Below are 25,606 nucleotides of genomic sequence, written 5' to 3' on the forward strand. Positions count from 1 at the left end.
TCACCCCGGTGGCGGGTGCCGGGTGGGCTGAAGTTCGTTCAGCCCGGTCCAGCCGGGCTCAACCCAGCGTCAGCGTGACCGGCGTGCCAGGACCCGGCGTCGGCGGCTCCTTCGAGACCTCCGCGTACGCGGCGGCCAGCAGCGTCGGGTCGGGGCCCTCCAGGCGGACGGGCTTGGCGACGTCGTCCAGCACCACGAACCGCAGCAGGTCGCCGCGGGTCTTCTTGTCGCGCCGCATGGCAGCCAGCAGCTGGTCCCAGCGGTCACCCCGGTAGTGCACGGGGAGCCCGAGCGAGGAAAGGATGGCGCGGTGCCGGTCGGCGACGTCGTCGGGCAGCTTGCCGGCCATGCGCGCGAGCTCGGCGGCGAAGACCATGCCGACGCTCACCGCGGCGCCGTGACGCCACTGGTACCGCTCCGCCAGCTCGATCGCGTGCCCCAGGGTGTGCCCGTAGTTCAGGATCTCCCGCAGACCCGCCTCCTTGAGGTCTTCGCCGACGACCTGCGCCTTGACCCGGACCGAACGCTCGACGAGCTCGGCGACGACCGCCCAGGTCTCGTCGGTGGCTTCGGTGCCCGCCCAGTTCCGCAGCTCGTCGACGTGCGCCTCGACCAGCTCCAGGATGGCCGGGTCGGCGATGAAGCCGGTCTTGACGACCTCCGCGAGGCCCGCGACCAGGTCCCACTTGTCGAGCGAGCCGAGGGCCGCCAGGTCGCACAGCACGCCCGCCGGCGGGTGGAACGCGCCAACGAGGTTCTTGCCCTCCGACGTGTTGATGCCCGTCTTGCCGCCCACCGCGGCGTCGACCATCGCGAGCAGCGTGGTCGGCACGTGCACCACGCGGATCCCGCGCAGCCAGGTGGCGGCGACGAACCCCGCGAGGTCGGTCGTGGCTCCGCCGCCGACCCCGATGATCGCGTCCGACCGCGTGAAGTCCAGCTGGCCCAGCAGCCCCCACAGGAACGCCGCGACCTGGGGCGTCTTGGCCTCCTCGGCGTCCGGCACCTCCGCCACGAACGCCTCGTACCCGCCGGCCTTCAGATCCTCCGCTATCGCGTCGGCGGTCGCGGACAGCGCGGCCGGGTGGATCACCATCACCTTGCGGGCCGGGCCGACCAGCGAGGGCAGCTCACCCAGCAGGTGGCGGCCGATGACGACGTCGTAGGGGGCGTCTCCCCGCACGGTGACCCGCGTGGGGGCAGTCTCGCCAGGGGCACTCATGGTGGTCACGTGGTGCTCTCCTCGTTCTTCTTGGGGTCCATCAGCTCGCCTGCCGTTGCCTCCAGGCCCAGCGCCTCGATGATCTCGGCAGCCACCTGCTCGCCCGGCCGCTCGCTCGAGACGACCGTCAGGGTCGCGAGCCGCTCGTACGTGGGGCGCCGCTCGGTCATCAGCTTCTGCCACTGCGCGCGCGGGTTGCCCAGCAGCAGCGGCCGGGCCTGGTTCATGCCCACCCGCTGGGCGGCGATCGCCAGCGGCACGTCCAGGAAGACGACCTGCCCGCCGTCTGCCGTGTACTTCTCGAGCGCCTCCTGGGTGGCGGGGTTCATGACCGCTCCACCCCCGAGGGACAGGACGCCGTCGTGCTCCGCGAGGGCGGTGAGCACCGCCGCGCGCTCCAGCTCGCGGAAGCGGGGCTCGCCGTCGTCCACGAAGATCTCGCTGACGGGCTTGCCCGCGCTCTTCTCGATGTCCGCGTCGGTGTCACGGACCGTGGCGCCGAGGCCCGCGGCGAGGATGCGGCCGACCTTGGACTTGCCGGAGCCGGGCGGGCCGATCATCACGACGACGGGGCCGCTCACTGCAGCAGCTCCGGGATGGCCGCGACGTAGGACTCCATGTTGCGGCGCACCTCGGCCACGGAGTCGCCGCCGAACTTCTCGACCGCGGCCTCGGCAAGGGTGAGCGCGACCATCGCCTCGGCGACGACGGCGGCGGGCGGCACCGCGCACACGTCGGACCGCTGGTGGTGCGCCGTGACGGGCTCACCGGTGGCGGTGTCCACGGTCGGCAGCGCGCGCGGCACTGTCGAGATGGGCTTCATCGCCGCACGGACGCGTACGACCTCGCCGTTCGACATGCCGCCCTCGATCCCGCCGGCGCGGTTGGTCGTGCGGCGGATCCGCCCGATCGCGCCGCCGTCCGACCCAGCGGCGGCACCGTCAGGTCCGGCCACGGCCTCGCGCACGATCTCGTCGTGGGCCGCGGTGCCGCGGCGGCGCGCGGTGCGGAAGCCGTCGCCGACCTCGACGCCCTTGATCGCCTGGATCCCCATGAGGGCTGCGGCGAGGCGCGCGTCGAGCCGGCGGTCGCCCTGCACGTAGGTGCCCAGGCCGGACGGCACGCCGTAGGCGAGCACCTCGACGACGCCGCCGAGCGTGTCGCCGTCCTTCTTGGCCAGGTCGATCTCCTCGACCATGAGCTTCGAGGAGGAGGCGTCGAGGCAGCGCACCGGGTCGGCGTCGAGCGCGGCGAGGTCGTCGGGGGTCGGGAGCGCCGAGTCGTCGGGCACCGCGGCACCGCCGATGGCGACCACGTGCGAGACCAGGCGGATGCCGAGGGCCTGCTCCAGGAACTTCGCGGCCGCGACGCCGAGCGCCACGCGGGCCGCCGTCTCGCGGGCGGAAGCGCGCTCCAGGACCGGCCGGGCGTCCTCGAAGCCGTACTTGCGCATGCCGATCAGGTCGGCGTGGCCGGGGCGCGGACGCGTCAGCGGCCGGTTGCGGGCCACCTCGCGCTCGTCGCCGGTGCCTGCATCGACCATGAGCGCCTCCGGTGGCACCGGGTCGGCCGACATGACGTCGGTCCACTTGGGCCACTCGGTGTTGGCGATCTCGATGGCGAGCGGACCGCCCTGCGTGATCCCGTGGCGCAGCCCGCCGAGCACCCGCACCTCGTCCTGCTCGAACTTCATGCGCGCGCCCCGGCCATAACCGAGGCGGCGGCGCGCGAGCGCACCCTGGATGTCCTCCGTGGTCAGCTCCACCCCGGCGGGCAGACCCTCCATCACGCCCACGAGAGCAGGACCGTGCGACTCACCCGATGTCAACCAACGCAGCATGGCGCGATTGTTTCACGCGCGTCACGCAGTCGGCGCCCGCTGTCCACAGGCCGTCAGCCCAGCGCCGCCCGGAGCGCGTCGTCCATCGCGGCGAGCGGCGCGGGGCGGCCGGTCATCAGGCGCACCTGCTCGGCGGCCTGGTGCAGGAGCATGCGCTCGCCGCCCACGGTGTCGGCCCCCAGCGCGGCCCAGGCGGACTGCAGGGCAGTGGGGCGGGGGTCGTAGACGACGTCGAGGAGCACGCCACGGGGCTTCTCCCCCGCGCCGGTCAGCAGCCCGGTCAGCAGCGGAGCCCAGTGGTCGGCGGCGTACTTGGGCGTCGTCGAGACGACGGCGTCCGCGACCGCAAGGGCCGACGTCGTCGCCCGCTCGTCGAACACCTCGAACGACGGGTTCACGCCCATCCGCGCGACGGCCGCGCGCAGCGGGCCGATCCGCTCCAGGGAGCGCACGAAGACCCGCGGCGAGACGCAGCCGAGCTCCGCCACGGCCGCGAGGGCCGACGCCGCCGTCGCACCGCCGCCGAGGATCACCGCGTCGGCGACGCCGCGGGCACCCAGGCCCTCGCGCAGCGCAGCGACGATGCCGTGCACGTCGGTGTTCGTGCCGGTGGTGGTGACGGCGCCGCCAGCCGCGGAGCCCCCCGCCGCGGAGAACAACACCGTGTTGACGGCGCCCACCGCCTCGGCGAGCGGGTCCACGTGGTCCAGGAGCGGGATCACCACCTGTTTGAGCGGCATGGTCAGGCTCAGGCCCGCCCAGCCGGCGTCGACGTCCCGCAGGAAGCCCTCCAGGGCGCCCTCCGTGACGTCGTGCACGCCGTACTGCCAGCCGTCCAGGCCCAGGGCCCGGTAGGCCGCGCCGTGCAGCACCGGGGACAGGGAGTGCGCCACGGGATGACCGAGCACGGCGGCCCGGCGGGTGGTCGTGGTGCTCATGCTCAGTACCCGTTCTCCGCGGCCCAGACCTGGTACTCGTCCTTGAAGGCCAGGAACTCGTCGTAGTTGTCCGTGAACTTCGTCTCCTGCGTGTCCAGGTTCACCGTGACGTACCACCGCCACGGCCCCTCGGGCGCCTTGAGGACCGCTTCGATCGACGCCTTGCTCGGTGCACCGATGGCGGTCGGGGGCAGCCCCTTGACCACGCGCGAGGCGTACGGGAACGACTTGTCCTGGAACTCCGCCGACGTGATCTCGTGCGACGGCTTCTTGCGGCCGTAGGAGTCGATGGCGTCCAGGCCGAGCGCCTCGTTCGCCGCAAGCCGGTTCTCGATCACCCGGGCGACCTGGCCCCGGTAGTCGTCCGGCGCTTCCCGCTCGACCAGCGACGCCTTGATGACCAGGTCGTTGCGCTGGGCGGCCGGCACGGCGAGCTCGTTCAGCTCCTGCACGGTCAGGGCCACCATCTGCTTGAGCACGTCCGCCGCGCTGGTGCTGTCCGGCTTGACCTCGTAGGTGTTGGCCGCCAGCCAGCCCTCCAGGTGTCCGCCTGCCTCGGCGGGCAGACCAAGGGCCGCCGGGTCAGCCAGGGCCGCCTTGACGTCCGCCTCGGGCCAGCCCGTCTGGATCATCATCTGCTCGATCTGCGCGACCGTGCTGCCCTCGACGACGGTCAGGCCGGCCCGGTCCACGTTGTTCTGCGCCAGCAGCGCCACTGCCGACGCCGCGCTCATCCGCAGCTTCATCTCACGGGTACCGGGCTGGATCGACCCGGCGTCCGGGTTGGCGTTGAACGCCCGCACGAACGCCTCGGCGCTGGCGACCACGTCCTGCGCCACGAGCTCCGCGCCGATCGTGTAGCCGTTGCCCTGGGGCACCTCGACCACTACCGCCTCGCCGCCCGCGCCCTCGTAGTCCGGGGCGGCCAGCGGGGTGCGGATACCGAAGAGGTAGCCGTCGTTCATCACCGTCCACGCGCCCAGGGCGCCGACCACCAGCAGGACGGCGACCACGGCGACGATCAGCGGTCGCCTGGACCGCTTCTGCCGCCTGTCCCGCCTGCCGCCGCGCCGGTCACCCCCGGCGGCCCTGTCGCGCCTGCCTCCGGACATGTCCCGATCCCCTCGTCGGCCGCGAGAGCCGCTGGCGTGCCGCGGTGGCCCCTGATAACTCACTCCGGGAAGGGCCTCGGTCACGCTCGCTCCATCCTCTGCGCTGCCTGGATCTGTGTCGATCCATGGTTGATCCATGCCTTGGTCACACCCGGGCGCGCGACATCGCGATCGCATGTCACGATCGCATCACAGCCCGGGTGCCGCGAACGCTACCCCGATCGGCACGTCCGCGGCCAACTCCCGAATTCCCTGCACCGGACCCTCAAGAACGCCCGCGACCTGGGAATTCACCCGTTCGCGGCCTCCCAGTCACGCAGCTCCTGGACGTTCCGCTGGTGCTCCTCGAAGTCCTCGGCGAACTTCGTCTCGCCGGTGTCGAGGTTGACCGTCACCCAGAACTTCCAGTCCCCGGGCGTCGGGTCGAGGACCGCATCGACGGACACCTCGCCGGGGCTGGCGATCGGGCCCGGCGGCAGGCCTGAGTGCCGATAGGTGTTGTACCGGTTCTTCGTGTTGTCGCGGTCGGCCTTCGTCAGCTCGGTGCCCGGCTTCCCCGCGCCGTACGCGAGCGACGCGTCGATCTCGAGCCGCATGTCGTCGTCCAGCCGGTTCTCGATGGCACGCGCGATCTTGGGCTTGTCGTCGCTGTGCAGGCCCTCGCGCTCGACGAGGGACGCCTTGGTCAGCACCGTCTGCCACTGCTTCGAGGGGACGCCCTTCTCCTGCAGCTCGCCCTTGGTGCGCTCGACCATCTGCGAGAGCAGCCCCGCGGCCGTGTCGTCCGGCGCCAGCACGTAGGTGTCCGGGTACAGCCAGCCCTCGACCTTGCCGCGGGCCTCCTTGGGCAGCCCGATCTCCGCCGGGTCCTCCAGCGCTGCCTGGAAGTCCTTGGTGGGCAGCCCGCTGACCTGCACCGCACGCTCCACCACCTGGTCCGCCGTGTAGCCCTCCGGGATCGTGAGCTGCAGGTCGACCGTGTCGTTCTTGACGAGCAGCGCCACCGCGTCGCTCGCGGGCATCTCCTCGAGCATGGTGTGGGTGCCCGGGCGGATCATCACGGAGTCCGGGTTCGCCTCGAACGCGGCGGTGAACGCGGCGACGCTCGCCACGACACCGGCGTCGTAGAGCGCCTCGCCCATGGCGGTGCCGCTGGCACCCTCGGGGATCACGACGTCGATCTGGTCGCCGCCGGGTCCGGGGAAGTCCTTGGACTCGAGCGGGTTCGACAGGCCGATCAGGGACTCGAAGTTCAGCCAGACGGCGTAGCCTGCCCCGCCGACCAGGACGAGGGCGATCAGGAGCACGACGAGGGAACGGCCGTGCCGGTTCCGCCGTCGGCGGCGCTGCGCCCTTCTGCTCGATCGCGGTTCAGAGAACGAGGGGTCGTCGTGGTTACGCGGGGGCGCCGTGAAGAGATCCGTCACCGGAGACTCACTGTCCTTCGTTGGGGGGCGACTAGGTCATACGTGCGTGGTCATTCATGCGTGTCAGACATAGTCCGCGCCTCGACGAGCTCGCCGGCGCGCTCCCCCTTCGCCCGCTCCGCGTCGAGTGCAGATTGCAGAATGATAACGGCTGCGGCCTGATCGATCACAGACCTGTGCCGCTTGGTCTTTCGACCGGCCGCGTGGAGCGCCTGGTGCGCCGAGACCGTGGTCATCCGTTCGTCCACGAGACGGACCTCCGCGGCCTCCCCGGCCGCGGCGAGCGCGACGACCAGGCGGGCCGCGAAGGCCCGCGCGTCGGCCGTCGCGGCGCCCTCCTTGCCGGAGAGGTGCCTGGGCAGTCCGACATAGACGACGGCGGCGAAGCGTTCCTCCGCCTCGGCGACGATCCGGACGACGTCGGCGGTGGTGCCGCGGGCGCTCTTGCCGCTGCCGCCCTTGCCACCCTTACCGCTGCTGCCGCCCTTGCCTCCGGTCGCCAGCACCCGCTGCACCGTCTCCACCGGGGTGGCGACGAGGCCGTCGGGGTCGCTCGCGGCGAGCCCGATCCGCGCCATGCCGACGTCGACCCCGAGCCGGGCCCCGCGCGGGAGGCCGGGCTCGGGGGTCTCGACAGGCTCGGCCACCGGAGGCACGGGCTCGACCGACGAAGACACGGGCGTCAGGCGCCGACGGCGGCCAGGCGGACGCTCTCGGCGATACCCGCCAGCGCCTCGCCCAGCTTGGCCGGGTCGGTGCCGCCGCCCTGGGCCATGTCCGGCTTGCCGCCGCCACCGCCACCGAGCGTCTGGGCCGCCGTGCGGACCAGGTCGCCGGCCTTGAAACCAGCGGCGCGAGCCGCGGCGTTGGTCACGACCACCACGACGGGCCGGCCACCGGAGACGCCGCCCGCGGCGGCCACGACGGGCTCGGCCTCGCCGAGGCGTCCGCGCACGTCGAGCACGAGGGCGCGCAGGTCGTCGGCCTGGGCCTCACCGGCATCGTGCGCGATGACGCGGACGTCGCCCACCCGAGGTGCCTCGGCGGCGAGCTTGCCCGCCGTGGCCAGGAGCTGGCCCTGCCGCAGCCCGGCGAGCTCCTTCTCTGCCTCCTTGAGGCGGGACATGAGCGAGCCCACGCGGTCGGGGAGCTCCTCGGCGCGGATGTTGAGCAGCCCGGTGAGCTGGCCCACCAGGGCGTGCTCCTTGGCCTGGAATCCGTACGCGCCGTCGCCCACGAGGGCGTCGACCCGGCGCACACCGGAGCCGATGGACGACTCACCCAGCAGGGTCACGCGGCCCAGCTGGCCCGTCTGCTTGACGTGCGTACCGGCGCACAGCTCGCGCGACCAGTCGTCGCCGATGGAGACGACGCGCACGACGTCGCCGTACTTCTCGCCGAACAGCGCCATGGCGCCGGCCTCGCGGGCCTGGGCGATCGGCATGAGCTGGTCGGTGATCTCGAGGTTGTCGGCGAGGCGCACGTTGACGCGCTCCTCGATCTCCGACAGCGCCGAGGACGGCACGGCCGACGGCGAGCGGAAGTCGAACCGGATGCGGCTCGGGGCGTTCTCGGAGCCGGCCTGTGTACGGTCCTGACCCACGAGCTCGTGCAGCGCCTTGTGGATCATGTGCGTGGCCGAGTGGGCACGGCTGATGGCCTTGCGGCGCTCCGTGTCGATCTGCGCGGTGCCGGGGTCGCCCAGCGCCACGGTGCCCTCGATGAGGCGCCCGCGGTGCACGCTCAGGCCCTTGATGGGGCGCTGCACGTCGTCGACCTCGATGGTGGCGCCGGCGTCGAGCACGATGGTGCCGTGGTCGGCGAGCTGGCCACCGGCCTCGGCGTAGAACGGGGTGCGGTCCAGGATGACCTCTACCTCGGCCGGGGCGGTGACGGCCGGGGCGGGCACGCCGCCCGACAGCAGGCCCGTCACGCGTACGGAGGCGTCCGTCTGCGTGTAGCCGAGGAACTCGACGGGGGCCGACAGCTCCTTCTCCAGGGCCTCGTACGCGGCGACGTCGGCCCCGCCAGTGCGCTTGGCGAGGGCGTCGGCGCGGGCGCGGGTGCGCTGCTCCTGCATGAGGGAGCGGAATGCCTGCTCGTCGACCTGGACGCCCTGCTCGGCGGCCATCTCGAGGGTCAGGTCGATCGGGAAGCCGTAGGTGTCGTGCAGCTGGAAGGCGGCCTCGCCCGGCAGCACGCCGCCCTCGCCGCCCGAGCTCTTCTTCAGGTTGGCCACTGCCGTGTCCAGGATCGTGGTGCCGGAGGCCAGCGTGCGCCGGAAGGCCTCCTCCTCGGCGTAGGCCACGGCGGAGATCTGGTCGAAGTTGGTGGCGAGCTCCGGGTAGGAGGCGGCCATCGCGTCCTTGGAGACGGGCAGCAGCGACGGCAGGGCGAGGCCGTCGACGCCGAGCAGGCGCATGGCGCGCACCGAGCGGCGCAGCAGCCGGCGCAGCACGTAGCCGCGGCCCTCGTTGGAGGGGCGCACACCGTCGCCGATGATCATCAGGGCCGAGCGGACGTGGTCGGCCACGACGCGCATGCGGACGTCGTCGTCGCGGTTGTCGCCGTACGTCTTGCCGCTGAGCTTCTCGGCGGCCTCGATGACGGGGAAGACCTCGTCGATCTCGTACATGTTGTCCTTGCCCTGCAGCAGGAAGGCAACACGCTCGAGACCCATGCCGGTGTCGATGTTCTTGTTGGCGAGCTCCCCGAGGATGCGGAACTCCTCCTTGGACTTCACCTCGTCGATCTCGTACTGCATGAACACGAGGTTCCAGATCTCGACGAAGCGGTCACCGCCCTCGTCGATCAGCGGACCACCGTCGGGCCCGTACTGGGCGCCGCGGTCGTAGAAGATCTCCGAGCACGGGCCGGCCGGGCCGGGCTGGCCGGTGGACCAGTAGTTGTCCTTCTTGCCGAGTCCCTGGATGCGCTCGTCGGGCAGGCCGACGATGTCCTTCCAGAGCTGGCGGGCCTCGTCGTCCTCGTAGTAGACGGTGACCCAGAGCTTGTCGGGGTCGATGCCCAGCTTGCCGTCGTCCAGGGAGCCGGTCAGGAATTCCCAGGCCATGCGGATGGCGTCGGCCTTGAAGTAGTCGCCGAACGAGAAGTTGCCGTTCATCTGGAAGAACGTGCCGTGGCGCGTCGTCTTGCCGACGTCCTCGATGTCGAGGGTGCGCACGCACTTCTGCACGCTCGTGGCGCGCTTCCACGGCGGCGTCTGCTGCGCCGTCATGTACGGGATGAACGGCACCATGCCCGCGATCGTGAACAGCGTCGACGGGTCCGGCGAGATCAGCGACGCAGACGGCACCACCGCGTGACCCTGAGCTTCGAAGTAGTCGAGCCAACGCTTGCGGATCTCGGCGGTGCGCATGAGGTCAGTGATCTTTCTTCTCGGTCGTGCGGAAATTGGTCGTGCGAGATGTCTGGTGCTTGCGACAGCTGGTGCATCGCGGCTGGGACGCGCGAGTCGCGTCCGGATCCGGACGCGACTCCATTCTGCCGCCGGTAGTGCCGCGGACGGAAACTGAATGCTGCTGTACGGCTGACGGACCGGGGACGGGCTAGCGCTGGTGGCTCGGCAGCTCGCCCCGGAGGGAAGCCATGAGCTCGGCCTCGCGCTCGGCGCGCGCCGTGGCGAAGTCCGACCGGAAGCTGTGCGCCATCCGGTTCAGCCGGACGCCTGCCTCGTCCACGGCGGCCGCGGCGCGCTCGCTCACCGCTTCGGGCGTGTAGCGCGCGACGACCTGGCGGCCCTTGCGGATGACGACGACCGTGACGGCCACCCCGACACCCACCCAGAACAGCCGGCGGATCATGCTTCGGTCCCGGTGTGCTTGCCGGACCGGCCCTTGGCCTGGCCGAAGGCCTGGCGCACGCCGTAGGAGAACGCGGCGACCTTGACGAGCGGCTTGCCGAGCGTCGCCGCGTACAGCCCCGTCAGCGCGGACACGTTCTCGCTGACCGACGCCGCCGACGTCGTGATCGTGTCGACCTTGACGAGCTGGGTGTTCGCGGACGCGACGGTGGCCGCGGCTTCGTCGAGGATCGGCACCGAGTGCTCCGTGACGTCACGGACGCTGGAGCGCGCCTCGTCGAGGAGCTTGCCCAGCTTCCACAGGGGAACGGCGAGAAAGCCCACGAGGAGCACGAACGCGATGGCCGCGATCAGTCCCGCCACGTCTCCGAGGTCGCCGAAGGTCATGCGCAAACTCCTACCTGAAGGTCCGCTGGTGGTCAGCTGGTGCCCGGCCTGTTCTGCCTGCCTGAACGGTCAGCCTGAACTGTCCACCGGAACCGTTCGTCACCCTATCCCGGACGCCGCCGCTCGCGCCCCGCGACGGCAGCGCGCCGCGAGAACGACCGTGAGAACGGCTGCGAGAACGGCTGCGAGAACGACAGAACGCCCCGCCTGCGCCGAAGCGCGGACGGGGCGTCCTGGACTGCTACTTCTTGAACTACGACCGAGCAGGCCGGATCAGCGAGCGTAGAACTCGACGACCATCTGCACGTCGCAGGTCACGGGGACCTCGGCGCGCTTCGGCTTGCGGGTCATCGTGGCCGAGAGCTTCTCGAGCGCGACGTCCAGGTAGCCCGGCAGGGCCGGCAGCACGTCGCGGTGCGCGCCCGCGGCGGCGACCTGGAACGGCACGGTGGCCTGGCTCTTCGGCTTGACCTGGATGGTCTGGCCCGGCTTCACGCGGAACGAGGGGCGGTCGACGATCTTGCCGTCCACGAGGATGTGGCGGTGCGTCACGTGCTGACGCGCCTGCAGGATCGTGCGGCCGAAACCGGCACGCAGCACGACGGCGTCCAGGCGGGTCTCGAGGTCCTCGACCATGACCTCACCGGTCAGGCCGGCCTGCTTGCGGGCGTTCTCGTACACCTTGAGCAGCTGCTTCTCGCGGAGCATGTACTGCGCACGCAGACGCTGCTTCTCGCGCAGACGCACCGCGTAGTCCGACTCGGTGCGGCGACGGGCGCGGCCGTGCTCACCGGGCGGGTAGGGACGCTTCTCGAAGTGCTTGACGGCCTTGGGCGTGAGCGCGAGGCCCAGCTTGCGGCTCAGGCGCACCTGACGGCGCGCACGGGTCACAGAAGTCACTGTGAATTCCTGTCCTGTAGTGAATGAAGGTCACACCCGCGCACAGCTCTCCCGCGAAGGGGAACCACACCGGGTGCGGGACCAGCCGATGGAACGGGCGGCGGATCAGTGATCCGACCATCTCGTTCGCGGGGCCGAGGTCCCAGGGAGTCGCCATAGGCAACCTGGATATCTTACCGCACGTCAGGCGATCGGCCCGCCGTGGGGCCGGTCACTCGTGCTGGTCACTCCTGTGCCCACTCCCAGCGGTCACTTCTTGGTGCCCTCGCTGCCGAGGATCCCCCTGACACGTTCCAGCCGCTCCGACACCTGCCGCTCGTAGCCCCGGTCGCTCGGGTCGTAGTAGCGCGAGCCGGCCAGGACGTCGGGCAGGTACTGCTGCGGCGCGACGCCGTGCGGCCAGTCGTGCGCGTAGCGGTAGCCGTCGCCGTGCCCCATCTGCTTCGCGCCCGAGTAGTGCGCGTCGCGCAGGTGCGCGGGCACCGTGCCGATCCGCCCGGCGCGTACGTCCGCGAGCGCCGCGTTGATGCCCAGGTAGGCGGCGTTCGACTTCGGTGCGGTGGCCAGGTGCACGACGGCCTCCGCCAGCACGAGCTGTCCCTCGGGCATCCCGATGAGCTGTACCGCCTGTGCGGCGGCGACGGCGGTCTGCAGGGCGGAGGGGTCGGCCATGCCGACGTCCTCGGCGGCGGAGATGACCAGGCGCCGGGCGATGAAGCGCGGGTCCTCCCCTGCGGCGACCATGCGGGCGAGGTAGTGCAGGGCGGCGTCGACGTCGGACCCGCGGATGGACTTGATGAAGGCGGAGATGACGTCGTAGTGCTGGTCGCCGTCGCGGTCGTAGCGGACGGCGGCGACGTCGACGGCGCGCTCGACGTCGGGCAGGCCGATGCGGGGCACGGTGTCGCCGCCGTCCGCGGTTGCCTGGACCTCGTCCGACAGCACGGCGCCCGCCGCGGCCTCCAGGATGGTGAGCGCCTTGCGGGCGTCGCCGCCGGCCAGGCGCAGGAGGTGGTCGGTCGCTTCGTCGTCGAGCTCTACCGACCCGCCGAGGCCGCGTTCGTCGGTGACCGCCCGCAGGACCAGCTCGCGGATGTGCTCGGTCTCCAGGGGGCGGAGCGTGAGCAGGAGCGAGCGGGACAGCAGTGGCGAGTTCACGGAGAAGCTGGGGTTCTCGGTCGTCGCGGCGACGAGCGTGACCCACCGGTTCTCGACGCTGGGCAGCAGGGCGTCCTGCTGGGACTTGGAGAAGCGGTGCACCTCGTCGACGAACAGCACGGTCTCGTCGCCGCCCGTGGCGAGGCGGCGCCGGGCGTCCTCCACCACCTGGCGCACGTCCTTGACGCCCGCGGTGACGGCGCTCAGCTCGACGAAGCGGCGCCCGGACACGGTGGCGACGAGGTAGGCGAGCGTGGTCTTGCCGGTACCGGGCGGACCCCACAGGATGACCGACGACGGCGCCGCACGACCGCCCGCCCCTGGCTCGATGAGCCGGCGCAGCGGGGACCCGGGCTCCAGCAGGTGCTGCTGCCCGGCGATCTCGTCGACGGTGGCCGGGCGCATGCGCACGGCGAGGGGTGACGACGTCCGGGTGGCCGGGGTGCCGGCCGTGTCGGTTGTCGCGGCATCGAAGAGATCGACCATGCCCCCAGCCTACGGACGCTCACCGACATGCCCGGCCATGCCCGGCACAGCCGGCACAGTCCTACGTCGCCGGCGACTCGTGGGGCGGGTCGACGTCGCCGGGCGGGTCGGCCTCGTCGTCGTGCAGGCCTCCGTCCGGGTCCTTGCGGAGCGTGCTGTACACGGACCAGGCGACCGCGATGAGCGGGACGGCGATGATCGCGCCGAGGATGCCGCCCACCACGGTGCCGCAGGTGACGCCCAGCGCGACCACCACCGGGTGCAGCGAGACCTGCTTGCCCATGATCAGCGGCTGCAGCACGTGCCCCTCGAGCTGGCCGATGCCCGCGATGCCGAGGGTGACGATGAGCGCTGTCAGGAGCCCGTCGGCCGCGAGCGCCACGACCGCCGCGATGATCATGGCCACCGGCGCGCCGATCAGCGGGATGAACGTACCGATGAAGACCAGCACGGCCAGGGGCGCCGCGAGCGGCACCCCGAGGATCGACAGGAAGATCCCGGCCAGGATGCCGTTGCTGATCGCGACGAGCACTATGCCGCGGGTGTAGCCGGAGAACGTGTACCAGCCGGCGCCGGCGACGGCGTGCCATCTGCTCCGGGTGCGGGCGGGCACCTGGGTCATGAACCAGCGCCACATCGCGGCGCCGGACGCGAGGAAGAAGATCGTGCAGAAGATCGCCAGCACGAGGACGGCGACGCCCTCGACGATCGATCCGGCGCTCTCGGCCGCCCGGCTCACGAGCGTCTGGGAGTTCTCCTGGATCCAGTCGGCGGCGTCGTCGATCCACTGGTCGCGCGTGTCCACCTCGACGTTGACCGGGAACGGGTTGTTCTCGATCAGGTCGACTATCTGGTCGATGCCGGTGTTGAACTCTCCCGCGAGGCGTTCCCACTGGCCGGCGACCGAGACGACGACGTACGTCAGCAGCCCGCCGATGACGAGCACGCCGGACAGGATGGCGGCGGCGGTGGCCAGGGCGCGGGGCATCACCCGGTGGTAGAGGTCGGTCAGCGGGTTGAGCACCGCGGTGATGACGAGTGCCAGGAACACGGCGACGAAGACGATCAGGACCTGCGTGACGGCCCAGAAGACCAGGGCGATGCCCGCGACGAGCACGATGAGGCGCCACGACCAGCCGGCGGAGGTGCGCAACCAGGGTGGTGGTGCGTTCTCGGCCGGCGCCGGGTCGCTGGGCTCGCTGCGTGGTGGGACGGGGTCAGGCACCGAGTCAGTCTGCCCCATCGCCGGGCACTGTGCCCGGCGCCGTCCCCGGGGCTCCCACCAGCGCCGGAGTCTTGCGCAGCGTGCTGATCACTGCCCACGTCACCGCGGTGAGCGGCACCGCGACGACGGCGCCGAGCAGGCCGCCCACCACCGAGCCACCGGCGACGACGAGCGCCATCACCACGGGGTGCAGCGAGACCTGCTTGCCGGTGATCAGCGGCTGGAGCACGTTGGCGTCGATCTGGGCGATCACGACCATGCCGATCAGCACCACGAGCGCCAGCACCGGACCCTTGGCGGCCAGTGCGACGAGCGCGGCGACGACGATGGCGGCGACCGGGCCGATCATGGGCACGAACGCCCCGAGGAACACCACAACAGACAGCGGGAGCGCGAGCGGCACGCCCACGACGGAGAGGAAGACGCCGGCCAGCACGCCGTCGGCCAGGGCGACGAAGAACATGCCGCGCGTGAACCCGGAGAACGCGTTCCAGCCCGCGCCCGCGGCGCTCTCCCAGCGGTCGTGCCGGTCGGCGGGGACCAGGGACAGCACCCAGCGCCACATGCGGCCGCCCTGGGTCAGGAAGAACACCGTGCAGAAGATCGCGAGCACGACGGCGGTCGCGCCCTCGCCGATGATCCCGGCGCTCTGGGCGGCGGTACCCGCGTACGAGCCGGCGTTGTCCTGGAGCCAGGCGCCGCCCTCCTTCAGCCAGTCGCCGGGCGCGCCAAGGCTCGCCACGAGCGGGATGTCGGTGACCAGCGCCGCGAGGTCCTTGAGGCCTGTGCCGAACTCCACGGCCAGTTCCTCCCACCGGCTCACCACGGAGGAGACCACGTAGGTCACGAGCCCGCCGACGGCGAGCACCGCGGTCAGCAGGGACGCGGCCATCGCCAGCCCGCGGGGCATCACGCGGTCGTACAGGTCCCCGAGCGGGAGCAGCACCGAGGTGAAGACCAGGGCGAGGAACAGCGCGACGAACACGAGCTGGACCAGGCTCACCACGTAGAACACCAGAGCCACCGCGAGCCCTATGCCGATCAGCTTCCATGCCAGGTCGCCGGTGGAGCGGATCCAGGGTGCCCCGAACCCTGCCCCTGCCGGAGGCTGCACTGTCAGAGGCTGCCCTGTCACAGGCTGCGGGGTGGTCGGCGACTCCGCCGCTGTCGTCGGCGCTACCGTCGGCGCGTCAACCGTCATCGCCATGCTCCCACTATTGTTTTTGGGCGAAATGTCCAAGCGGACGTTAGCGGCAGGTCGCGTCCCCCGACAACTGGCTCGGGAGTTGGCACGGCACCTGCACGCGAGCGGAGCATACGGGCACGAACCGGGCTACGGGTCCCGGCGCGGCACGGCCGTACCGGATGTGTGCTCGCGCGCGAGCATCGCGTAGTTCAGCTCGGTGGCCCACGCGCCGTCGTCGGGCCGGATGTCGCTCTCCACCAGGCGGGCCTCCAGCCGCATGCCGAGGCGCTCGCACACCCGTGCCGACGGCGTGTTCTCCTCGTCGATGCGTGCGAAGACCCGGTGGAAGCCGTACACCTCGAACGCGAGCCCGAGCGCCGCGCGGACGGACTCGGTGGCATAACCGGACCCCGCCACGTCCGGGCGGAACCCGTAGCCCACCTCCACCTGCCCACTGCCGGGCGCCCATTTCAGGAGCACCTCGCCGATGACGTCCCGGCTCGCGCGGTGGGTCACCGCCATCACCAGCACGTCACCCGGCATGGTGAACGGGGCTCCGGACCAGTCGACGAGCTTGCGCGCGGCGAGCTCGGGAGTCCACGGAGGCTGGAACATGTAACGCGCCACCTCCGGCAGCGAGCGCCACGCGTAGAACGCGTCCGCGTCCGCGGGGGTGACAGGGCGCAGCTCGAGCCGTTCGGTGGTCAGAGGCCAGTGCGGGGTAGTCACGTCTCGCGAGTCTGCCAGCCGCTGGCGGGTGCTCGCACGTACGGCGACTCGCACGCGACCCAGGTCACACGCTTTTCGATTCGGAACCCACCCGACCTGCGTGCTATGTTTTTCCACGCACCGAGAAGGCGGAAACGCCGGGAACGGTCCACCTGTCCGGGTGGCGGAATGGCAGACGCGCTAGCTTGAGGTGCTAGTGCCCTTTATCGGGCGTGGGGGTTCAAGTCCCCCTCCGGACACTCGTTGAGACAGCGACTCAGAAGGCCCCCGACCTCCACGTCGGGGGCCTTCTGTGTTGTCCGGCCGCTAGCCCCTGGACCCGGCCGACCGGCCCCGGGCGGCCCGACGCCGGCCGGTCAGGGATTCGCGTACATCTGCACGACGACCCGGTCGAAGCGCAGTGCCTCGAGGTCCAGGCGGTTGATGGTCCAGTACAGGATTCCCATCGGTACCCCCACCCACTGCGCGAGCACCACCCAGTCCTCCGGGCGGGAGTAGTTCTCGCCGGGTTCCTGGTCCGCCGACTCACGGGCCGGGTCGCCCATGCCGTCGAAGTCGTAGGCGTGGCCGCCGAGCTGCCACTCGCCGCCCTCGTCGGACTGCTCGGACTGCTCGGACCACACGTGCTGCAGCGTCTCCGCGTGGGGGTGTGCGGTACGGGTCTCGGCGTCGAGCGGGCACGACGGCAGTGACACGCCGGGGACCAGGCGGAGATCAGGGCTGTGCCGCAGGGACCCGTCCAGCTGCTCGGGAGAGTCGTAACCGTAGGGTTCGTAGTCGAGCGTGACCTCCCGCTCCTCGACGGGCGCTCCCGCGGGGACGTGCACGGCACCGCCCGACAGGGGCTCGTCCTCCAGCTCGACGTTCGCGAACAGGAGCACCTGGCCGTCGCGCGGCAGCGGCAGATCGGTGGCACCAGGCGGGACCGCCGCCAGGTCGAGCGTCACGATGAGCTGGTGCTCGGCGCGGTAGTCGGGCTCGAACACCGTGGCCGGGGTGGGCACGTCCGCCGGCAGCAGCAGCGGGCTGCCGAGCCGGCCCACGACGGGGCCGCCGCCGTCGGGCGCGGTGCGCAGTGCCGGGCGGGCGAGCCCGAGCCACCGGTCGACGTCGTCCGCCGGGACGCCCTGCTCGCGCGCCTGCTCCCGGAACCGGTCCAGCCACGACAGCGTCGTCGCGGGCAGGTTGCGAACCGACGCGGGCAGCACCCCCTCCCCGAACTCCCAGCCGGGCTCCGGTGCGACCGCGCCCGGCTCCCCCAGCTCCGCGAGCCACTCCGCGGCGGACGCGCGCGTGCGCGCGTCGCCGTCAGTGAGCGCGGTCCGCGCGGCGGCCCGGGCACCCGGGTGGTCACCGAGCACCCGCCGGGCCCGCAGGCGATGGCGGTCCGCACCCAGGGCGAACGAGGCGAGCCGCGGGACCAGCGCCTCGGGGGCCGCGGGAAACCGTTCGAGGATCGTCAGGATCATCGTCCTCGTGTCGACGGCGTACTGGTCCGGGTTCCGCTTCCCGTCGCCGCCGTCGAGGTGCTCGTCCGCGAGGTCGAGGCGTTCGGCGAACAGCGGCCACCAGCGCTCGGCGTCCTCGGGTGAGAGGGTGGCGCCGATCTTCCGGCCCCAGCCGTCCACGCGGGTGATGAGCAGCTCGGTGGTCCAGCGGTCCGCATCGGCCGCTCCGGCGGCGCGCCGTGCGTCCCGCAGGGCGCGCACGTCGGGCAGCAGCGCGAGCCTGCTCTCGACGACCTGCCAGGCTCGGTCCGCGTCCTGCCCGCTCCCTGGCTGCCGGGTGCGCAGGGCGCGCAGCTCCTCCGCGACGCCCTTGCCCTCGGGCGCGACAACGGGGGGCACGGAGACCGCCGCCTCCGCCGAACGCAGCACTCGCACGCGGAAGACGGCACGGCGCAGCAACCGGTCGCGATCCGGGTCCAGCAGCCCGGCACCTGCATCGGCATCAGCGGCCGTCAGTGCCTCCTCGAGCGCCACCACACCGTCGTCGAGGTCGCCCAGGCGGGCGAGGACGTCCGGCAGAAGCTCCGGCGGCGCGGTCCGCAGATGCGGCCGCAGCACGTCGACCTGCCTGGCTCCGTCAAGCCCGGACAGCGCGGAGAGCGCCTGCGCGCGGACGCCGCCGTCCGCGTCGACAGCCAGCTCGGCGGCCAGGTTCGCGTGCGCTTCCGGGCTGCGCACGCACTGCGCGGCCACATAGCTCCGGACGTGGAACTCCGATTCGGCGGCGACCGCCGCGAGCGCCTCGGTGTGCCGGGCGAGGTACGTGACGCCCGCTTCGCTCTCCAGCATGTGGTGCCGGCTGCGCGCCCAGTGGTGGTGGTCCACGTACAGCAGCGCCGACAGGGTGGCGTGCACTGCCGACCGGCCGGGTGCCTCGCCGGCCCGCGCGATCTCCTCGACGAGGTCCGGGTTCCACCGCAGCCGTACGTCCGGCGCGTCGGCAGCGTCCGTTGCGGTGCTCACCCGCCCTGCATCGTGGGCCAGCGTGGGCAGCCACGTCGGCTCGCCGGACTCCGCTGCCCGGCCGGAGGCCGCGTGCAGCACCTGCCCGAACCGGGCGAGCACGTCGACCGACGCGGTCCGGTAGATGGTGAGCCGTGCGGCCTCGGCGTTCTGCCGTGTCCATCCGGGATGCAGGTCGACGACGGCGGCCTGCAGCTCCGCCGGGCGGTAGCCGTCCGGTTCGGCGACCATCTTCGTGCCGTTCGGCCGCTCGCGCAGCAGCTCCAGGACGCCCGGTCCGGTGCCACGCAGCACGTAGTCGGCCGCCGGGTCGAAGACCTGCGCCACCTTGAGCGGCGCGAGGGCCTCCCGCACCGCGGACGCCATTTCCTCGTCAAATGTGTACATACCGGCAGTTTATGGGCAGGGTCTGACATGCCCGCTCGGCTCGGCCGGCCGGCCCGCCGGCCGTTCAGCCTGTGTCAGCGGTCCCTGGCACACTGGCGGCCATGACCCTTCCGGACGTCGCCCCCAACCCGACCGCCACCGCGCTCGACGTGCTGCGTGACGTCTTCGGGTACGACGCCTTCCGCGGCGAGCAGCAGGACATCATCGACACCGTCGCCGGCGGCGGCGACGCCCTCGTGCTCATGCCGACGGGCGGCGGCAAGTCGCTGTGCTACCAGATCCCGGCGCTCGTCCGGCGCGGCACCGGCGTCGTGATCTCGCCGCTGATCGCGCTCATGCAGGACCAGGTCGACGCACTGGACGCGCTCGGCGTCCGGGCGGGCTTCCTCAACTCCACGCAGGACCCGGGCCAGCGCCGCGCGGTGGAGCAGGCCTACCGCACGGGCGAGCTCGACCTGCTGTACCTGGCCCCGGAACGGCTCGGCGTCGAGTCCACCGCACGGTTGCTCGACCAGGGCACCATCGCCCTGTTCGCGATCGACGAGGCGCACTGCGTGTCCCAGTGGGGTCACGACTTCCGGCCCGACTACCTGCGCCTGAGCGAGCTGGCCGAACGCTGGCCGGGCGTCCCCCGCATCGCGCTCACCGCCACCGCCACCCACCAGACCCGCGAGGAGATCGCCACCCGCCTCGGGCTGACCGAGGCCAGGCACTTCGTCGCGAGCTTCGACCGCCCCAACATCACCTACCGCGTCGCGCCGAAGGACAACCCGGGCAAGCAGCTGCTGGACCTGCTGCGCACCGAGCACCCCGGCGACGCCGGGATCGTCTACTGCCTGTCCCGCGCCTCGGTGGAGAAGACCGCCCAGCAGCTGACCGACCAGGGCATCCGCGCCCTTCCGTACCACGCCGGCCTGCCCGCGCACGTGCGGTCGGCCAACCAGTCGACGTTCCTGCGCGAGGACGGCGTCATCATGGTCGCGACCATCGCGTTCGGCATGGGCATCGACAAGCCCGACGTGCGGTTCGTCGTCCACCTCGACCTGCCCAAGTCCGTGGAGGGCTACTACCAGGAGACCGGCCGTGCCGGACGTGACGGCCTGCCGTCCACGGCCTGGCTCGCGTACGGCCTGGCCGACGTCGTCCAGCAGCGCAAGATGATCGCCGAGTCCGACGGCGACCTCGCGCACCGCCGCAAGCTCTCGGCGCACCTCGACGCGATGCTTGCCCTGTGCGAGACCGTCGAGTGCCGCCGCGCCCAGCTGCTGCGCTACTTCGGCCAGAGCCACCCGGGCAGCTGCGGCGCCTGCGACACGTGCCAGAACCCGCCCGAGGCCTGGGACGGCACGGTCCCGGCGCAGAAGCTGCTGTCCGCGGTGTTCCGCCTGGACCGCGAGCGCAACCAGCGCTTCGGTGTGGGGCACGTGGTCGACATCCTGCGCGGGAAGGCGACGCCGAAGATCACTCAGTGGGGGCACGACAGCCTCACGGTGTTCGGTGTCGGCGAGGACCTGTCTGACGGCGAGTGGCGGTCCGTGGCGCGCCAGCTCCTGGCGCAGGGGCTGCTGGAGGTGGACTCGAACCACGGCACGCTAGTGCTCACGGACGCCAGCGCGGAGGTCCTGGGCCGCCAGCGTGAGGTGCGGATGCGGCGTGACCCGGCCCCGACGGCACGTAGCGCACGCAAAGCCGCGCGCTCCGGCGGCGCACGCCCGGAGGCAGCCCCGCTGTCGGACGTCGACCAGCCGGTCTTCGAGCGTCTGCGGGCCTGGCGGGCCGCGGCGGCCAAGGAGCAGGGTGTGCCCGCCTACGTCGTGTTCCACGACGCGACACTGCGCGCGGTGGTCGCCGAGCGGCCGGCGGACCTGGATGCGCTGAGCGGGATCAGCGGCGTAGGCCAGGCGAAGCTGGAGCGCTACGGCGAGGGGATCCTGGCGGCGCTGCACGCGTCCGGCTGACGCTCTGGGGGCAATCCCATGGCCATAGCCGCCGCGCGGATCTACGCTGGTCGTGTCCCCAGCCCTACGACGACGTAGCGGTGACACATCATGACCTGGAACTTCCTACCGCGTCCGGCGCGCGCGCCCGACCCGCTGGTGACGCTGCGCCTGCAGATCCGGCTCGGGGAGCTCGCGGCCGAGCTGCGGCGCGTCGAGCAGGACCCCGACGTCTACGCGCGGGCCCACCACTGGTTCGCCGTCCAGGGCGCCTACGACGCGCTGCTGCGCGAGGCGTGCCACCTCGCGGGGCTGCCCACCGAGACGGCACCGCTGCGCGCGGACGAGCGCGCCGGGGCCGACGAGCGCCTGCGCGAGGAGCTGGAGCTCAGCTCGCGCGGCTGGTCCTGGTAGGAGCGCTTATGGTCAGGGAATGTTTCCCTGGCTCGAGATCGCCGGGTGGGCCGGTTCCATCCTCGTCGTGCTCTCCCTCACGCAGGCGCGTGTGCTCCGCTTCCGCTGGCTCAACCTCATCGGCTCGCTCGTCGCGACCGCGTACAACGCGATAGTGGGCATCTGGCCGTTCGCCGCCATGAACGCCGCGATCAGCCTCATCAACATCTACTGGCTGTGGCGCCTGAACCGCGAGCGCCACGACGCCGCGGTGTACGAGGTCATCGAGGTGGCGCCCGACGACGCGTACCTGCTGCACGTGCTCCGTACCCACGCCGCGGACATCGCGAGCGTCGCGCCCGGCTTCGTGGCGCTGCCCGGACCTGGCGAGGAGCGTTCGGCGTTCCTGGTGCAGCGCGGTGACGAGACGGTGGGCGTGGTGGAGGTGCGCGACGCCGGAGACGGGACGGGCGTCGTCGAGCTCGACTGGGTGACCAAGCGGTTCCGCGACTTCACGCCTGGCGAGTTCGTGTACCGGCGCAGCGGGATCTTCGCGGCAAAGGGTTTCCGGCGCGTCATGGTGCCGCAGGTAGGACCCGGGGAGCTCGCGTATCTGCGGAGCGTGGGCTTCCGCCCCGAGGGCCCCGAGGGCGGGGCGTGGGTGCGGGACGTCGTGCTGGAGGGCGGGCGCTGATCTCAGTGCTCGTCGCTCGTCATCCCGGACGGCGTCGGAACCGGAGGGAACGTGACTCGCAGGGGATGCGACACCGCGATCGAACGGTCAGGCTTCCCGGCACCAGCAGGCCTCGCACCGCCGGGCATCCACACCAGCGCCGGGTGCGCGGACACGCCGCCGGTGCGATCCCGAAGCCAGGCAGCGCCCTCCTGCGCCCAGGTGAACCCGGGTCGCTCCAGGGCCGCGCGGTAGATCTCGCCCGCACGAACGGGGTGTCGTTCCGCGAGGTCCCGGAGTGCGAAGTCGGGGACGTTCCCCGCGTCCAGGAGCTCGGACACCTGGCGCACGGTCGCCGGGCTGATCGGCGACGCCGAGCCGTGCAGGTCCGCGAGCATCCCGTAGCGGGTTCCGAGCACACGTAGCCCGTGGACCGGGTCGTGCACGGGGTACCACGTCCCGCCGTCGGGCCGCCCCTGGTCCAGGGCCTCGCGCAGGTCGCAGAGGTCGCCCTCCAGCGGCAGGCTCGGCCACCAGGTCTCCCAGAGGCCCGACGACGCCCAGAGCCGGTCGAGGTCCTCGACAAGCCGGGTGCCCGCCCTGGCCACGCCCTGCCCGCCGAACAGGCGCAGGAACTCCCGGTGCTGCGCCGTGAGGGCCACCCGTGCCCGCTCGACGATCGCGGGATTGCGGAACGGCAGTGCCGGCGCGCCCCGGACCAGCTCGGCCATCAGGCCGAGCATCGCCTTCCGCTCCCCCGGCGCGTACAGCTCGACGGCGCCCACCAGCATCCAGAGGTCGCCGACCGGCAGGGCCTGCCCGGCCAGGAACCGCCCGGTCCGCAGGTCCGCACGGGGCAGCGGTGCCCTCGGGTCGACGTGCAGCGTGTACTCCAGGTCGTCGCCGAGGCAGCGCGCCCGCACCCCGTTGCCGGCGCGGCGCGTGATCTCGAAGACGGCGTGGACGTCGCCGGTACGCCACGCGTCGAGCAGTCCCCGGTCCCGGTCGGTCAGGTCCGCGGACCAGTCGGCGTACCGGTCGATCAGGCGCATCCCCCGCGGTGGTGCGTCGAAGACGATCTGTGCCGTCGCGAGGGCCAGCGTGCGACCCACGTCGTGGTGCGCGCACAACGTGCCGCCGTGGTGGTGCTCGGTCATGGCCGTCAGGCGGCGGACGTTGGCGGCAGTGCGCTCGCCGAACGGCGGGCTCGTCGCGTACTCCAGCAGCCTCCCGTACAGCTCGGACGCGTGCCTCAGTGCGGATTCGGGCGTCGCAGATTCGGTTGTCTCATCGGATTCCATATGAACATCATCCGACACCACCAGCGCCAAAGAGCATCTTTGTCCACAGTTCTACAGGATGCCGCCTCTGTCGGACGTCGCCGCGCCGGCGGCCGCCTCAGGTGGCCTCCGGATCGGCGCCCTGCGCGGCCCGCCCGCCGTCGACCGGCAGGACCGCGCCGTTGACGAACGCCGCCTGGTCGGAGAGCAGGAACGCCACGGCCTCGGCGACCTCGCTGCCGGTGCCGACCCGGCCGAGCGGGTGCAGCGCCGCCATCTGGCGGTCCACCTCGGGGTGCTCGCGCCGGTACTCCGCGTAGCGCGCGGTCTCGATCGACCCGAGGGCGACGGCGTTGGTGCGGATCGCATCGGGCCCGTGGTCGACGGCGACGGCGCGGGTCAGCGCCTCGACCGCACCCTTCGCGGTGGCGTACGGCAGCGCGCCGCGCACCGGGCGCTGCGCCTGGTGGGACGAGACGTTGACGATCGCCCCGGCCCGCCCGTGCCGCAGATAGTGCCCGACGGCGGTGTGGCAGCCCGTGATCGCGAGCGCCAGGTTCGCCGTGATCGCCGCGAGCACGTCGGACGGCGGGGCCGTGATCGGCACGTCCCGGAAGACGGCGGCGTTGTTGACCCAGCCGGCGAGCGGGGCTGCTCGCTCCGCGGTCTCGGCGGCCCGGCGCGCGACGTCGGGGTCGCTCGCGTCACCGCTCAGGAACGTCACGCCCTCCCCCGCAGGGCCGTCGACGGGTGCGGGAGCCAGGTCCAGGACCACTACGTGGCCGTCCGCGGCCAGCCGTTGGACGACGGCGCGCCCGACCCCCTGGCCCCCGCCGGTCACGACGTAAGAACGCGTCGTCATGTGTCTCCCGTCATGGTCTCTCCCGGTCAGCGAGGTCGGACAGGGCGGTCAGGCAGCGGGCTAGCCCGCCGACTGGGACGCCGCGAGCTCCCGCAGCGCCTCGACGACGAGGGCGTGGTCGTCCTGCTGTGCCAGACCGGACACGGTGACGACGCCGACGATGCCCACTCCCGCGATCCGCACCGGGAAGGCTCCGCCGTGCGCGGCGTACTCCTGGAACAGCAGGCCCTGGTCGGCGTTGAAGTCGGTCCCCTTCGCCCTGGCCCGCAGGCCCACCAGGTACGAGGACGCCCCGAACCGGTAGACCACCCGCACCTTGCGCTTGATCCAGGAGTCGTTGTCGGGCGTCGTGTCCGGCCGCGCCGCGTGGAATACCTGCTGCGTGCCCTTGCGGATGTCGACGACGACGGGCAGGTCCCGCTCGGTCGCCAGCTCGACGAGCCGGGAACCCAGGCGCCAGGCCTCCTCGTGCGTGAACGTGGTCAGGACAAGCTCGGTCTCCTGCGCCTCGACCTCGGCGACTGTCGCTTTGACATCTGATTGGGTCATGCCCCCATACTGCCGAATACCCGCGAGCAACGCGGGCCTGTCCGAATCGTCCGAAGTGCTCTATACTCGGGGGGTCGGAGTCATGAAGTGGCTCCAGGTCCGCAGCGGATCTGGGAGGTTCACATGCGATTGACCAACGAGACTCGAACCGCCTTCGCCGACGATGCCGCTGGCGGCCTCGACTTCGACAGCAGCTCCCCGAGCCGCCTGGACGACGTCGTATCACCGGCCCTCGTGGGCGAGGCGATGATCGAGCGAGCCAAGAGTTTCGTGGTCGTGGCGAAGCGCGTCGACGACGACGAGGCGGCCCAGATCTTGCTCGACGCCGCAGAACAGGCCAACGTCCCGATGCGTGTGGCGGCCGATCAGGTCATGACCGCCCTGGAGCGCGACGACGTGCGCGACGGCATCACCCCGGACATGCTGGTGCACGCACTGGACTCTGTCCGGCCGGTAGAGGGCTGGCCGGTAGAGGGCCCGCCGGTAGAGGCCGCGCCGGCGGAACCCGAGCGGAGCAGCGATCCCGCTCCGACCGAGCTGATCGAGCCGACCGAACCCACGGGACCGGGCCACCCGGCGCCCCAGGCCGCCTGACCGCCTCCTGGCCCGCCGGGCCGGCCG

The 25,606-nt window shown here is 71.9% G+C and carries 23 protein-coding genes and 1 tRNA gene; 5 read left to right on the forward strand and 19 right to left on the reverse strand.

The window, feature by feature from the left end; translation table 11 throughout:
- Positions 1-58: 58 nt before the first annotated feature.
- The 15 genes from aroB to AB0F70_RS23855 form a co-directional block, all read right to left on the reverse strand.
- Positions 59-1,222 (reverse strand): 3-dehydroquinate synthase, encoded by a 1,164-nt coding sequence (gene aroB, locus AB0F70_RS23785; protein ID WP_357454496.1) that lies wholly within the window; start codon positions 1,220-1,222, stop codon positions 59-61.
- 5 nt (positions 1,223-1,227) lie between these two features.
- Positions 1,228-1,782: a shikimate kinase gene (locus AB0F70_RS23790; protein WP_357454499.1), complete on the reverse strand. Its 555-nt coding sequence runs from the start codon at positions 1,780-1,782 to the stop codon at positions 1,228-1,230.
- Between the two features lie 17 nt (positions 1,783-1,799).
- Positions 1,800-3,062, reverse strand: coding sequence for a chorismate synthase (gene aroC / locus AB0F70_RS23795; RefSeq protein WP_357454365.1), 1,263 nt, complete (start codon positions 3,060-3,062; stop codon positions 1,800-1,802).
- A 53-nt stretch (positions 3,063-3,115) separates the two neighbouring features.
- Positions 3,116-4,000, reverse strand: a complete 885-nt coding sequence (locus tag AB0F70_RS23800) for a shikimate dehydrogenase (protein ID WP_357454368.1) — start codon at positions 3,998-4,000, stop codon at positions 3,116-3,118.
- Positions 4,001-4,002: 2 nt separating this feature from the next.
- Positions 4,003-5,112 (reverse strand): endolytic transglycosylase MltG, encoded by a 1,110-nt coding sequence (locus AB0F70_RS23805; RefSeq protein WP_357454371.1) that lies wholly within the window; start codon positions 5,110-5,112, stop codon positions 4,003-4,005.
- A gap of 290 nt (positions 5,113-5,402) precedes the next feature.
- On the reverse strand, positions 5,403-6,539 hold the full coding sequence (mltG, locus tag AB0F70_RS23810; protein ID WP_357454374.1) for an endolytic transglycosylase MltG: 1,137 nt from the start codon (positions 6,537-6,539) through the stop codon (positions 5,403-5,405).
- 50 nt (positions 6,540-6,589) lie between these two features.
- On the reverse strand, positions 6,590-7,117 hold the full coding sequence (ruvX, locus tag AB0F70_RS23815) for a Holliday junction resolvase RuvX (protein WP_357454502.1): 528 nt from the start codon (positions 7,115-7,117) through the stop codon (positions 6,590-6,592).
- A gap of 104 nt (positions 7,118-7,221) precedes the next feature.
- The gene (alaS, locus tag AB0F70_RS23820; protein ID WP_357454377.1) at positions 7,222-9,918 is read right to left on the reverse strand and encodes an alanine--tRNA ligase; all 2,697 of its coding nucleotides are present in this window, start codon (positions 9,916-9,918) and stop codon (positions 7,222-7,224) included.
- Positions 9,919-10,108: 190 nt separating this feature from the next.
- Complete coding sequence (locus tag AB0F70_RS23825) at positions 10,109-10,363, reverse strand: hypothetical protein (protein WP_357454380.1); 255 nt, start codon at positions 10,361-10,363, stop codon at positions 10,109-10,111.
- On the reverse strand, positions 10,360-10,749 hold the full coding sequence (locus AB0F70_RS23830) for a DUF948 domain-containing protein (RefSeq protein ID WP_116675090.1): 390 nt from the start codon (positions 10,747-10,749) through the stop codon (positions 10,360-10,362). Before AB0F70_RS23830 ends, AB0F70_RS23825 begins: the two co-directional genes overlap by 4 nt.
- Positions 10,750-11,022: 273 nt before the next feature.
- Entirely contained in the window at positions 11,023-11,649 is a 627-nt protein-coding gene (gene rpsD / locus AB0F70_RS23835; RefSeq protein ID WP_357454384.1) for a 30S ribosomal protein S4, read from the reverse strand.
- Positions 11,650-11,898: 249 nt separating this feature from the next.
- Entirely contained in the window at positions 11,899-13,293 is a 1,395-nt protein-coding gene (locus tag AB0F70_RS23840; protein ID WP_357454387.1) for a replication-associated recombination protein A, read from the reverse strand.
- A gap of 61 nt (positions 13,294-13,354) precedes the next feature.
- The gene (locus AB0F70_RS23845) at positions 13,355-14,518 is read right to left on the reverse strand and encodes an AI-2E family transporter (protein ID WP_357454390.1); all 1,164 of its coding nucleotides are present in this window, start codon (positions 14,516-14,518) and stop codon (positions 13,355-13,357) included.
- A 4-nt stretch (positions 14,519-14,522) separates the two neighbouring features.
- Positions 14,523-15,725, reverse strand: coding sequence for an AI-2E family transporter (locus AB0F70_RS23850; RefSeq protein WP_357454393.1), 1,203 nt, complete (start codon positions 15,723-15,725; stop codon positions 14,523-14,525).
- A gap of 126 nt (positions 15,726-15,851) precedes the next feature.
- Positions 15,852-16,433: a GNAT family N-acetyltransferase gene (locus AB0F70_RS23855; RefSeq protein ID WP_357454396.1), complete on the reverse strand. Its 582-nt coding sequence runs from the start codon at positions 16,431-16,433 to the stop codon at positions 15,852-15,854.
- 154 nt (positions 16,434-16,587) lie between these two features.
- Here AB0F70_RS23855 and AB0F70_RS23860 point away from each other — a divergent pair.
- Positions 16,588-16,672 (forward strand) — tRNA-Leu (locus AB0F70_RS23860).
- 117 nt (positions 16,673-16,789) lie between these two features.
- Here AB0F70_RS23860 and AB0F70_RS23865 read toward each other — a convergent pair.
- On the reverse strand, positions 16,790-19,291 hold the full coding sequence (locus tag AB0F70_RS23865; RefSeq protein ID WP_357454399.1) for a hypothetical protein: 2,502 nt from the start codon (positions 19,289-19,291) through the stop codon (positions 16,790-16,792).
- Positions 19,292-19,392: 101 nt separating this feature from the next.
- Between AB0F70_RS23865 and recQ the strand changes: the two genes are divergently transcribed.
- The 3 genes from recQ to AB0F70_RS23880 all read left to right on the forward strand — a co-directional run bounded on the left by recQ (position 19,393) and on the right by AB0F70_RS23880 (position 22,315).
- Positions 19,393-21,249, forward strand: coding sequence for a DNA helicase RecQ (gene recQ / locus AB0F70_RS23870; protein ID WP_357454402.1), 1,857 nt, complete (start codon positions 19,393-19,395; stop codon positions 21,247-21,249).
- Between the two features lie 90 nt (positions 21,250-21,339).
- Entirely contained in the window at positions 21,340-21,642 is a 303-nt protein-coding gene (locus tag AB0F70_RS23875; RefSeq protein WP_357454405.1) for a hypothetical protein, read from the forward strand.
- A gap of 19 nt (positions 21,643-21,661) precedes the next feature.
- Complete coding sequence (locus AB0F70_RS23880; protein WP_357454408.1) at positions 21,662-22,315, forward strand: hypothetical protein; 654 nt, start codon at positions 21,662-21,664, stop codon at positions 22,313-22,315.
- Positions 22,316-22,317: 2 nt separating this feature from the next.
- Here the strand turns inward: AB0F70_RS23880 and AB0F70_RS23885 are convergent, their stop codons facing one another.
- The 3 genes from AB0F70_RS23885 to AB0F70_RS23895 form a co-directional block, all read right to left on the reverse strand.
- Positions 22,318-23,595 carry a hypothetical protein gene (locus tag AB0F70_RS23885; protein WP_357454411.1) on the reverse strand — a complete coding sequence of 426 codons (1,278 nt, stop codon included), beginning with the start codon at positions 23,593-23,595 and terminating at the stop codon, positions 22,318-22,320.
- 97 nt (positions 23,596-23,692) lie between these two features.
- Positions 23,693-24,436, reverse strand: coding sequence for an SDR family oxidoreductase (locus AB0F70_RS23890; RefSeq protein ID WP_357454414.1), 744 nt, complete (start codon positions 24,434-24,436; stop codon positions 23,693-23,695).
- Between the two features lie 60 nt (positions 24,437-24,496).
- The gene (locus tag AB0F70_RS23895; RefSeq protein ID WP_357454418.1) at positions 24,497-24,985 is read right to left on the reverse strand and encodes a heme-degrading domain-containing protein; all 489 of its coding nucleotides are present in this window, start codon (positions 24,983-24,985) and stop codon (positions 24,497-24,499) included.
- A 123-nt stretch (positions 24,986-25,108) separates the two neighbouring features.
- On the opposite strand from AB0F70_RS23895, the gene AB0F70_RS23900 reads away from it, so the two are divergent.
- Complete coding sequence (locus tag AB0F70_RS23900; protein ID WP_357454421.1) at positions 25,109-25,579, forward strand: ANTAR domain-containing protein; 471 nt, start codon at positions 25,109-25,111, stop codon at positions 25,577-25,579.
- Positions 25,580-25,606 lie beyond the last annotated feature (27 nt).

Source organism: Promicromonospora sp. NPDC023805, assembly GCF_040639635.1.
Taxonomy (GTDB): Bacteria; Actinomycetota; Actinomycetes; order Actinomycetales; family Cellulomonadaceae; genus Promicromonospora.